The following is a 12,894-nucleotide window of genomic DNA, read 5'->3' on the forward strand; positions in this document are numbered from 1 at the left end:
CAGCGCTTGAGGCAAGGCTGACGCGGCCTTTTTCTTTTTCAGAACTGCCCCGGCGGGCGGGCCACTGCCCGTCGTCCATAACAGGTGATGCCATGAATGACCCCTACGAAGCCGTCAACCTGGTTGAGGTGTTGCAGCAGCGTGCCTGCCAGACACCTGAAAAGATCGCACTGCGTTTCATAGCCGAAGACGGCGATCAACCGCTCAGTTACCGGGAGCTGGACGAGCGTGCACGAGCCCTGGCTGTACAGATGCGCCAGCATGCCGCTTCGGGAGCGCGGGCGGTGTTGTTGCTGCCGAGTGGTCCAGATTACGTCACCGCTTTTTTCGCTTGCCTCTATGCGAACGTTATTGCCGTTCCGGCCTATCCGCCAGAATCGGTACGCCCGCAGCATTTGATGCGCCTGCGCGCTATTCTCGACGATGCCGAGCCGAGCCTGGTACTGACCGATTCGACTCTGATCGAGGCTCTGCGCCCAGCCTGCGAGCGTAGCAACGGTGAGTCGCCACTGCTGCTGGCGGTCGATCAGGTGCCGAGCACGCTGGCCGAACAATGGCAACTACCGACGCTGCGTGACGACGACATCGCCTTTCTGCAATACACCTCTGGCTCCACGTCGACTCCCAAGGGGGTACAGGTCACTCAGGGCAACCTGTTGGCCAATGAGCGGCTGATTCGCCACGGGCTGTCGATTAGCGATGACGATGTGATGGTCAGCTGGCTGCCACTGTTCCATGACATGGGCCTGATTGGCGGTCTGCTGCAACCGATCTACAGCGGCTTTCCCTGCGTATTGATGTCGCCCCGTTACTTTCTCGAACGGCCGCAGCGCTGGCTCGAAGCGATCAGCAAGTACCGGGGGACCATCAGCGGCGGCCCTGACTTTGCCTATCGTCTGTGCTGCGAGCGACTCAAGGAATCCGCGTTTAAAAGCCTCGACCTGAGCTGCTGGCGACTTGCGTATTCCGGCTCCGAGCCGATCCGGCCCGACACGCTGGAACGCTTTGCCAGCCAGTTTGCCGTGGCCGGATTCGACGAAAACGCCTGGTTCGCCAGTTACGGCCTGGCGGAAGCCACGTTGTTCGTCAGCGGCAGTCGGCGTGGTCAAGGTATTGCCCAGATTGAGGTGGATACCCAGGCGCTGGCCGATAACCTCGGTCGCCCTGGCTCCGGCAGCCGTCTGGTCAGCTGTGGCTGGGGCCAGCCACAGCATCCGTTGATGCTGGTTGATCCGGTCAGCACTGAGCCGGTAGCGGAGGGCGGTGTCGGCGAAGTCTGGAGCTCTGGCCCGAGCGTGGCCAGCGGCTACTGGCGCAACCCACAAGCCACCGCCAAGAGCTTCATCGAGCGTGACGGCCGTGTCTGGCTGCGCACCGGCGACCTGGGTTTCATGCACGGCGGTGAGTTGTTCATCACCGGTCGCCTGAAAGACATGATCATTATTCGTGGCCAGAATCTGTACCCGCAGGATCTCGAACGCTGCGTTGAAGAAGAAGTAGACGTGGTGCGCAAGGGCCGCGTTTCGGCGTTCGCCATTGAGCATGATGGCAATGAAGGGATTGGTATCGCGGCAGAAATCGGCCGCAGCGTGCGCAAGCTGGTGCCTGCCGAGGCGTTGATCAAGGCCATCAGTGAGGCTGTGGCAGAGCGTTTTCAGGAAGTCCCTGTGTTGATCGCGCTGCTTGAGCCGGGTGCGTTGCCAAAAACGTCTAGCGGCAAACTGCAACGCTCAGCCTGTCGCCAGGGTTTGGCCGACGGCAGTGTCGCCAGCTATGCCGTACAGCGTGCCGGGCAGATGCTCGACTACTCGAAGCAGGACAATACGCCGCTCAGCGCTGCCGAGCAGGCCATGGCCGAGCTGTGGGCGCAGGTACTGGATGCGCCTGTGACGCAGCGTGAAGCTAACTTCTTTGCCTTGGGCGGTAACTCGATCAAGGCCGCGCAACTGATGGCTCGACTGCGTGAACGCGAAGGTCGCGCAGTGGAGTTGCGCCTGTTGTTCGAGGCGCCACAACTGGACGCTTTCGTCGCCGCGCTGGACAGCCAGCCACAGCACTCGGTCGTCCCCGTCGCGCTGCTCGACCGTCAGGGTCCATTGCTGCCATCTGCTGCCCAGCAGCGTTTGTGGTTCCTGTGGAAGCTCGAACCACACAGCGCCGTGTACAACATTGGCGGCCGCTTGCGGCTGCGTGGTCAGCTTAATCTGGCTGTATTGCAGGAGGCTTTTACGGCCTTGTTGCAACGGCATGAAGTGCTTCGCAGTCGTTTTGTCGAGTCCGAAAACGGCGAGGTAACGCTGCAGTTTGCCGCGCCCGGTGCGGTCCCGCTCAGCGAGGTCAACCTCGGTTCCCTGGCCGACGCCGAGCTTGAAATCGAAGCCCGTGCCGATGCCGAGCGTTTTATCGCTGAGCCCTTCGATCTGGCCAACGGTCCGTTGCTGCGTCTGCGTTTGCAGCAGCTGGACACTGACCGCCAGCAGCTGTTGCTGTGTGTGCATCACATCGTGGCCGATGGCTGGTCGCTGAACCTGCTGCTCGGGGAATTCACCGAGCTGTACAGTGCCCGTCTGCAAGGTCGTGAAGCCACTATCGCGCCCTTGTCACGCCAATACCTGGACGTCGCCGAGGCCCAGCGCCAGCAACTGCAAGCCGGTGAGGGCGAGCGTCAGTTGCAGTGGTGGAAAGAGCGCCTCGGCACCCGGCATGTGCCGCTGGAGCTGCCTTTTGCCTTGCCTTACCAGCCACAGCAAAGCCGCCGTGCCGCGTTCATTGACGATGAACTGGGCGCTGATTTGAGTGCCAGACTCGGCCAGTTGGCACTGCGCCATGGCGTTACCCCGGCAATGCTGCTGCTGGCCGCCTTCAATCTGTTGTTGCAGCGCTACAGCGCAACCCACGACTTGCGCGTGGGCCTGACCCAGGCGGGACGCGAAAGTCTGGACAGCGAAGCGTTGGTAGGTTTCTTCGTTAATCTGCTGGTTTTGCGTTGCGAACTGCCTGCGGGTCTTACCCTGGCAGACCTGCTGCATCAGGTGCGAGAGAACGTGCTGCAGGCGCAGGCGCATCAGTCTTTGCCGTTCGAACAATTGGTGGAGGCCTTGCACCCGGAGCGTGGTCACGGCCGTCATCCGCTATGCCAGGTGGCCTTCGATTATCAGTGGCAAACCCGTGCCGCGGACAACCTCAGCGGCTTGCAGGTCGAAGCGCTGGAGCAGATCGACCTGCAAACGCCGTTCGATCTGGTGTTGCGTGTGCGTGAAAGCCATGATGGCCTGCGTTTGAACTTCTGCTATGCCAGCGAGGGCTATGCCGCCGCAGGCATGCAGCGTCTGGCGAGTAACTTCCGGCGCCTGCTGCAAACCCTGCTGCAGCAGCCTGCTGATCAGCCGCTGCAAGCCTCGGCATGGCTGCCCGAAAGCGAATGGCATGACACCGCCGATTGGCCAGTGCAGGCTTTTACCCCGCTGAGCGAACGGATTGCCGAGCAGTGTCTGGCGCTGGGCGACCGCCCAGCCCTGATTGATCCGCAGCATCAGCTCAGTTTTACCCAGTTGGAAACGCGTTCCAACGCACTGGCGAATCACCTCATCGCCCAAGGCATTGGCGCCGAAGTACGCGTCGGTGTGGCCCTGCCGCGTGGAGTGGAAATCCCTCTGGCCCTGCTGGCGGTCATGAAAGCCGGGGGCGCCTATGTACCGCTGGATATCGACTACCCGCGTGAACGTCTGACGTGGTTGATACAGGACGCCGGTATTCACTGGGTACTGACCCACAGCAGCTTGCGCGACCGGTTGTCTCTGCCGGACGGGGTGCTGAGTCTGGAGCTTGATCGACTGGACCTGAGCCGCGAATCGACGCAGCGCCCGGTAGTCACCGTCGAGGCGCAAAACCTCGCGTACCTGATCTACACCTCGGGTTCGACTGGCCAGCCAAAAGGGGTAGCGGTCGCCCACGGTGAAATCGCCATGCATTGCCAGGCGATTGGTCAGCGTTATGCGATGAGCGCTGCCGACCGTGAGCTGATTTTCATGTCCTTTGCGTTCGACGGTGCTCACGAGCGCTGGCTGACGGCGCTGTCGCACGGGGCCAGTGTGTTGATTCGTGGTGACGAGCTGTGGACCGCCGAGCAAACCATCAATCAACTGCGTGAACATTCGGTGAGCGTGGCGGCTTTCCCTCCGGCTTATCTGTTGCAGTTGGCCGAGGAGGCCGCTCGCCAAGGTCCTGTGCCGAGCATGCGGATCTATTGCTTTGGCGGCGACGCCGTGCCCGAAGCCAGTTTCGAACTGGCCCGGCGACACCTCAAGGCCGAACATCTGATCAACGGCTACGGCCCCACCGAAACAGTGGTCACGCCTCTCTTGTGGAAGGCTGATGCCAGCACCCAGTGCGGCGCGGCGTATGCGCCAATTGGCGAAGTGGTCGGCGCGCGTCGCCTGTATGTGCTCGATGATCAGTTGCAGCCTCTGCCACGTGGCGTCGCGGGTGAGCTGTACATCGGCGGTGAAGGCTTGGCTCGGGGTTATCACCAGCGTCCGGCAATGACCGCCGAGCGTTTTATTGCTGATCCGTTCAGCGCTGCTGGCGGCCGTTTGTACCGGACCGGTGACCGGGTTCGCCTGCGTGAAGACAACGCTATGGACTATTTGGGGCGTGTCGACCAACAGGTGAAAATTCGTGGCTTCCGGATCGAGCCGGGGGAAATCGAAGCGCGCCTGCAAGCGCTGCCGGGCGTTCATGCGGCGGCGGTATGCGCCCGTGAGTCGGTGCAGGGCCTGCAACTGGTGGGCTACGTAGTTGCCGTGAGCGGTCAGCCATTGAGCACCGACAGCTTGAAAACAGCCCTGCGCGATCAGGTGCCGGACTACATGGTGCCTGCACACATTCTGTTGCTCGACAGCCTGCCGCTGAACATCAACGGCAAGCTGGACCGCAACGTGCTGCCGGAACCGCAAGGGCAGGGTGCCGAATTCGTTGCGCCACTGGACGGCATCGAATGCCAGGTCGCTGCGATCTGGAGTGAGGTGCTCGGCGTGGCGCGTGTCGGTCGTCAGGATGATTTCTTCGATCTGGGTGGGCACTCGCTTCTGGCGACTCAGGTAGTGTCGCGGATCAAGCGTGACCTGGGCCTGGAGTGCCCGTTGCGTACCCTGTTCGAATGCTCACGGTTGAACGAGTTCGCGGCGCGACTGGCTGCCCAGGATGTCTCGGTCAGCACCCACTCAGTGCTGCGAGCCCTGCCGCGCAATGGCGCGATGCCGCTGTCAGCCGCCCAGAGCCGCCTGTGGTTCTTCTGGCAGATGGAACCGCAAAGCGCGGCCTACAACGTGCCCGGCGCGCTGCGTTTGCGCGGTGCGCTGGATCTTGCCGCGCTGCGTCGCGCTTTCGATGCGCTGGTACAGCGTCACGAGACCCTGCGTACTCGTTTTGACGAAATCGACGGCCATCCATTTCAGGTCATCGAACCTGCGCAAGCTTTGCCGCTGGTCGAACACGACCTGTCTGGCGTCGTTGATGCTGAACTGCAAGCACGACAGTTGGCGGCAACCGAAGCGATGCAACCCTTCGATTTACGCCAGGGACCGTTGCTGCGTCTAAGCCTCATTCGTTTGGGGGACGATCACCACGTGTTGCTGTTGACCATGCACCACATGGTCTCCGATGGCTGGTCGATCCGGGTACTGGTCAATGAGTTCAGCGAGCTTTATGGCGCATTCACGGCGCAGCGCGAACCGGTTCTGGCTCCGTTGTCGGTGCAATACGCCGACTATGCCCAGTGGCAACGCGAGCTATTGGCCAGCGCCGAGGGCGCGCGGCAGCTTGCCTGGTGGAAGGAGCGTCTGGGCACTGACCAGATCGTGCTCGAACTGGCGACCGATCGTCCGCGTCCTGCCGTACAAAGCTACCGTGGCGCGAGCCTGGGCTTTGAACTGGACGGCGAGCTTGGTGCTCGCCTCAAGGCGTTGGCCAAGGCGCATGACGTGACGTTGTTCATGCTGCTGCTGGCCGCTTACGGTGTCTTGCTGAGGGGCTACAGCGGTCAGCGTGACCTGCGTATTGCGGTGCCGGTGGCCAGTCGGCAGCAGATGGAAACCGAAGGCCTCATCGGCTTCTTCGTCAACACTCAGGTCATGCCGTGCCACATAGACGACTCAGCCAGCTTTGCTGCGCTGCTCGCAGAAACCCGTCAACTGGCACTTGGCGCCCAGGCCAATCAGGACTTGCCGTTCGAACAACTGGTAGAAGCCTTGCAGCCCGAACGCAGCCTGGCGCATAACCCTTTGGTGCAGGTGAAATTCAACTTCGGCTTCGATGTGAGCGTCCTGCCGAATGCCGGCGACCTGCGGCTTGAGCTGTTCAGTGAAGAGCAATACGGCGCACGGTTCGACCTCGCGCTGGACATGGCCGAAGGGCAGGACAATATGCTGCGCGGCAGCTTTGTCTATGCCAGCGACTTGTTTGATGCAACAAGCGTGGCGGCAATCGCGCAGACCTTCCGCCAGTTGCTCGTCCGTCTCTGCGAAGCACCGACACGTCCGTTGTCCGAGCTGCCGCTGGCGGCATTGGGCGAGGCTGCCGAGTTGCGCGGCGAACTGCAGCAGTGGCCGTTCAGCGATGTGTTGGCCGGGTTCGCCGCTCAGGTCGTGACACGGCCAGAGGCGATTGCCGTGCAGGCCTGGGATGGTCAGTTGAGTTATGCCCAGCTTGATGCCGCGAGCAATCGGCTGGCGCACCGCTTGCAGGCTGCCGGCGTGCAACCGGGCGACCGCGTGGCGCTGTGTCAGGCGCGCAGCAGCCAGTGGGTGCTGATGTTGTTGAGCGTCATGAAGGCGGGGGCGGCGTACGTGCCCCTGGACCCGGCGCTGCCGTTGGCGCGGCTGCAACGTCTGGTGGTCGAGAGCGACGCACGCTGTGTGTTGCTCGGTGATCCTGCGCGGCTGACCAGCTTCGGCGATGCGGCACTGTTGGTCGATGCTGGCAGCGAGAACGGTTTCTCCGACGCCGCACTGTCACTGCCTGTCGATGTTACCAACGCAGCCTACGTGATTTTCACCTCCGGCTCGACCGGACAACCCAAGGGCGTGGTGGTCAGCCACGGCGCATTGGCCAACTACGTTCAAGGTATTCAGGCACGTCTGGATCTGCAGCCCGGGCAGGGCATGGCGATGGTCTCATCGGTGGCCGCCGACCTGGGCAACACCACGCTGTTCGGGGCACTGTGCTCCGGTGGCCGCCTGTGTCTGGCCAGCCAGGATGATGTAGCGGATGCCGAATGTTTTGCCGTCTTCATGCAACAGCATGCGGTGGATGTACTGAAAATTGTTCCCGGTCATCTCAGCGGTTTGCTCGCCGCACTGCCCGAAGCCCGTCTGCTGCCGCGTCAACTGCTGGTAGTGGGCGGCGAAGCGTGCGACCGCAGTCTGTTGCAACAGGTGCGGGAACTGGCACCGGCTTGCCGCATCGTCAACCACTATGGCCCGAGCGAAGCGACGGTCGGTGTCTTGACCCATGAACTGGCGCATGACGCCGAACTGCCGTTGGGCGCGCTGGCAATCGGTCGACCATTGCCCAACTGCCACGTGCGGATTGTCGACGAGTACCGCAAACCGTTGCCGGTTGGCGTGCCGGGTGAGTTGTTGATTGGAGGTGCCGGGCTGGCTGATGGCTACCTGAGCCAGCCTGAGTTGAGCGCCGAGTATTTCGTGCACATCGACGGTGAGCGTCTGTACCGCAGCGGTGACCGGGTGCGCCTCCGACACGATGGGCTGATCGAGTTCCTTGGGCGTCTCGATGAGCAGGTCAAGATTCGCGGTTACCGGGTTGAGCTGGGGGAAATTACCCAGGCCCTGAAAGCGCTGCCCGGCGTCAGTGCCGCGCTGGTACTGGCCGAGCGCGAAGCCGAGGGGCCATTGCGCCTGTTGGCATGGTGCGTCAGCAGTGCTGGCAACGCTGAAAGCCTGCGTCAGGCACTGGCGGAGCAAGTCCCTGAATACATGCTGCCCGCACAGTTGATGCTGCTGCCTGGCATTCCCTTGACCCCCAACGGCAAGGTTGATCGCCAGGCACTGCCGCGTGGCCCGGTGGTGGAGGCTGGCAGTGCGCAGGAAACGGCGATGAGCGAACTGGAAAGCCAGTTGGCCGACATCTGGCAAGCCGTGCTGAAGATTGAAGCGGTGCGTGCCGAAGACAATTTCTTCGAACTGGGCGGCGACTCGATTCTCAGCCTGCAAATCATCTCGCGCATCCGCAAGCTGGGTTACAAACTCAGCCCCAAACAGCTCTTCGAGCGTCAGAGTGTTCGCCAACTGGCGCAGTGGCTGGAAAGTCGCGGCCCGGCCAAACCGGTGGCAACAGCAGCCGCAGCTGCGGTGGCCGTCAGTGGCGAGTTGCCGTTGGCGCCGGTGCAGGCGCGGTTCTTCGAGCGTGTTCACAGTGATCAACGCAATCACTGGAACCAGGCAATCTTGCTGCAGCCCCAATCGCCGCTGGACCTGGACAACCTGACGCGTGCGCTTCACTGGTTGCTCGGTCAGCACGACAGCCTGCGCTTGCGCTTCGACAGTCACACCCAGCCTGTGCGGCAGGTCTATGCCGAGCCGGGTTTGCTGGACCTGACGCTGCTGTGGCGTCGCCGTGCCAGTGATGAGCAGACTCTGGAACGCCTGTGTGACCAGGCGCAACGCAGCCTTGACCTGAACGCAGGCCCGTTGCTGCGAGCAATGCATGTCAGCCTGGAAGATGGCAGCGAGCGCCTGTTACTGGTTATTCATCACCTGGCGGTAGACGGTGTGTCGTGGCGGGTGCTGCTGGAAGACCTCGAAAGCGCCTACCGTCAATTACTGGCAGGCAAGGCTCCGGCGCAACTGGTTAAAAGTGACAGCTATCAGGCCTGGACCCAGCGTCAGCATGCCTTCGCCAACAGCGCCGAGTTGCACGCCGAACTGGGTTACTGGCAGGCGCAGTTGCAAGACGCTCCGGCGTTGCCGCAGACGCGTAGCGATGCCCGGACCACTTGGCGTGAAGCTGCGCAGGCGAGTTTCAGCCTGGACAGCGAAGCTACCCGGCAACTGCTTGGCCCGGCTCAGCAGGCGTACCGCACCCAGATCAACGACCTGTTACTTACCGCACTGGCCCGTGCGCTGTGCAGTTGGAGCGGTGCCGAACAGGCTCTGATCGAACTGGAAGGTCATGGCCGAGATGCTTTTGATCAGCATGCGGCACTGGACCTGAGCCGCAGCGTGGGCTGGTTCACCAGTCTTTACCCTGTGCGCCTTAGCCCTCAAGGCGATGCCGCTGCATCGTTGAAAGCCATCAAAGAGCAGTTGCGTGGCGTGCCACGTGCCGGCATCGGTTACGGCTTGCTGCGCTACCTCAGCCCACTGGGTGCGCAGTTACAAGAGCTGCCGCCAGCACGAGTTACCTTCAATTATCTGGGGCAGTTCGACCAGCAGTTCACTGATTCGGCATTCCTCCCGGCCAAAGAGTCGGTCGGCCGCAGCCATGCCGATGACGCGCAATTGGGCAATTGGCTGGTGTTCAACGGCAAAGTGCTCGGCGGTTGTCTGCAGTTGGAGTTGCATTACAGCCGCGAGATGTTCGACGCCGCACTGATCGATCAATTGTTGAGCGTGCTGCAGGCAGAGCTTCAAGGTTTGTTGCAGCACTGTCTGCAAGCCGCTCCGGCGTTGACCCCGAGTGACGTACCACTGGCGGGCCTGGATCAGGCCATGCTGGACAGCTTGCCAGTCGACGCCAGCAACCTGGAAGACCTGTATCCGCTGGCTCCGATGCAGCAGGGCATGCTGTTCCACGCCCTTGATGTGCCGGGCTCGGCGCTCTACGTCAACCAACTGCGCGTGGACCTGGACAACCTCGACGAAGCCCGCTTCGTGGCGGCCTGGCAGCAGGTTCTGAGTCGCCATGCCACGCTGCGCAGTGGCTTCCTGACTGAAGGCCTTGAAGTGCCGTTGCAGTTCGTGTTGCGCCACGCCGAACTGCCGGTGGAGCATTTCGACTGGCGCGAGCGCAGCACCGACCGGGCAGCGCTCGACGCATTGGCTGACAGTCAGCGGCAACGCGGCTTTGACCTGACGCGTCCGCCCTTGCAGCGTCTGGCACTGGTACGTCTCGGTGAGCGGCGCTTCCACTTGCTGTGGACCTGTCATCACCTGTTGCTGGACGGCTGGAGCAGCGCCCGCTTGATCGGTGAAGTGCTGGCCGTTTATCAGGGCAGCAGCCTGCCGCCGGTAGCGGGCCGTTACCGGGATTACATCGCGTGGTTGCAGGTGCAGGATGCCAGCCTCGGTGAGCGCTTATGGCGTCAGCGTCTGGCGGGTTTTGACGAGCCAACGCTGTTGGCGACTGCCTGCGCGGGCAGCTATGTCGTGGAACCGACGCGCGAGGTGCGCAGCCAGTTCGATGCCGTCGCCAGTCAGCGTTTGCAGCAGTTTGCCCAGCAACAGCGCGTGACCCTCAATACCCTGTTGCAAGGGGCGTGGCTGTTGCTGCTGCAACGCTACAGCGGTCAGTCGCGGGTAGCCTTCGGGGCCACTGTGGCCGGGCGTCCGGGAAATCTACCGGGTGCCGAGGACATGCTCGGGCTGTTCATCAATACCCTGCCCATCGTCCAGCAACCGCAGGCCGCTCAGGCACTGGGTGACTGGCTGCGTGAATTGCAGGCCTACAACCTGGAGGTGCGCGAGTTCGAACACAGCCCGCTGTACGACATTCAGCGCTGGGCCGGGCGTGGTGGTCAGGCGTTGTTCGACAGCATTCTGGTGTTCGAGAACTTCCCAATGGATGCCGCACTCACGCATTCGACGGCAGGTGAAGACGGCCTGCGTATCCTCGGTCATCAGCCGGTTGACTCCACCAACTACGCGCTGACCCTGGTCGCCAGTGCCGGTGAGTGCCTGGATGTGCGTTACGGCTACCGGTCCGAGCGCCTCTGCGCCAGCCAGGTCGAGCGTCTGCGTGAGCATTTCGAGTGCCTGCTGCTGAGCTTTTGTGGCAGCGCCGAGCAAGCAGTGGCGCACTTGCCGATGCTGGCCGCGACTGAGCGCGAACAGTTGCTCCACGGCTGGAACGACACCGCTGCTGACTTCCCTGATCAGGTGCAACTGCAAAGCCTGATCGAACAGCAAGTCGCTGCAACGCCGGATGCTTTGGCCGTGCAGTTCGGCAATCAGCAACTGAGCTACCGCGAACTCAACGCACGCGCCAACCAACTGGCTCGTTGGCTGCGCGAGCAGGGTGTAGGCCCGGACGTGCTGGTCGGTGTGTGCGTCGAGCGTTCGCTGGAACTGGTGCTGGCCTTGTTGGCCATCGTCAAGGCGGGTGGTGCTTACGTGCCGATGGACCCGGACTACCCGCGTGAACGTCTGGAACACATGCTCGGCGACAGCGGTGTGCAACTGTTGCTGACCCAGCAGCACTTGCTTGAGCAACTGCCCGCCAGTGCCGCGCAGAGCTTCTGCCTGGACAGCCAGTGGCCTGAGTTGCAGGCGCTGGACGCCAGCGATCTGCCAACCCTGGGCAGCCCGCAAAACCTGGCGTATCTGATTTACACCTCCGGCTCCACCGGCAAACCCAAGGGTGCAGGCAACAGCCATGCGGCGCTGATCAACCGTCTGCACTGGATGCAGAAGGCTTATCAGCTGGATCACACCGACCGCATCCTGCAAAAGACTCCGTTCAGTTTCGACGTGTCGGTCTGGGAGTTCTTCTGGCCGTTGCTGACCGGCGCTGCGCTGGTGGTGGCAGAACCGGGTGCGCATCGCGACCCGCTGGAATTGCGTCGTGTGATCAACGAAGGTCAGGTCAGCGTGCTGCACTTTGTGCCGTCGATGCTGCAAGCCTTTGTCATTTCTGGCGAGCTGGAAAACTGCCCGTCACTGAAACAGGTGATGTGCAGCGGCGAAGCGCTGCCTTACGAGCTGCAACAGCAGTTCCGTCAACGGCACAGTGCACAGCTGCACAATCTGTATGGCCCGACCGAAGCGGCCATCGACGTCAGTTACTGGGCCTGCGATGAAGAAAATGATCGGCATCAGGTACCGATTGGCCGACCTATCGACAACCTGCAGTTGTACATCCTCGACGCATTCCTGGAACCCGTGCCGAAAGGCGTGGCAGGCGAGTTGTACATCGGCGGCGTGGGCCTGGCGCGGGGTTATCACCAGCGTCCTGGGCTGACCGCCGAGCGTTTCGTAGCCGACCCTTTCACAGCGGGCGAACGGCTGTATCGCACCGGCGACCTGGCTCGCTGGCGCGCAGACGGCGCCATCGAATACGTCGGGCGTATCGATCATCAAGTGAAGATCCGCGGATTGCGTATCGAACTGGGTGAAATCGAAGCCCGCCTGCAAGGGCTGGCATCGGTCGAAGAGGCCGCGGTGATTGCCCGCGACACGCCGCAAGGCAAGCAACTGGTGGGCTATGTGGTGGTTCACGGCACTGAAGGCAACGACAGCGAAAGCCTGCGCCGTGAACTGCTGGAGCACCTGCCGGAGTACATGGTGCCTGCGCAGATTCTAGTACTGCCCGCCATGCCGCTGTCGCCTAACGGCAAGCTGGACCGTAAGGCCTTGCCGGCACCGGAATTCGCTTCCAGCCCGCGTGGTTATGTCGCGCCGGGCACTGAGCTTGAGCAGCAACTGGTTGAGATCTGGCAGAGCGTGCTGGGGATCGAAAAGGTCGGCATCACTGACGACTTCTTCGAACTGGGCGGGCACTCGCTGCTCCTCACTCAGGTCGGCATGACCCTGCGCAAGCGTCTGAATGTGGAGTTGCCGCTGCACCGATTGTTCGAATTGAGCTCCATCCAGGCGTTGGCCGCTCACCTGCAGGCTCAGCCTGACGCTGCGCAAAATAAACAGGTTGATCTGGACCTGA

At 62.2% G+C, this 12,894-nt stretch carries 1 pseudogene; it reads left to right on the plus strand.

From position 1 onward, the window contains the following. Nucleotides 1-92: 92 nt before the first annotated feature. A pseudogene (locus K3169_RS08800) lies at nt 93-12,878 on the plus strand (non-ribosomal peptide synthase/polyketide synthase); the annotation flags it as partial. Nucleotides 12,879-12,894 lie beyond the last annotated feature (16 nt).

Origin of the sequence: Pseudomonas phytophila (assembly GCF_025643095.1) — a bacterium.
GTDB lineage: Bacteria > Pseudomonadota > Gammaproteobacteria > Pseudomonadales > Pseudomonadaceae > Aquipseudomonas > Aquipseudomonas quasicaspiana.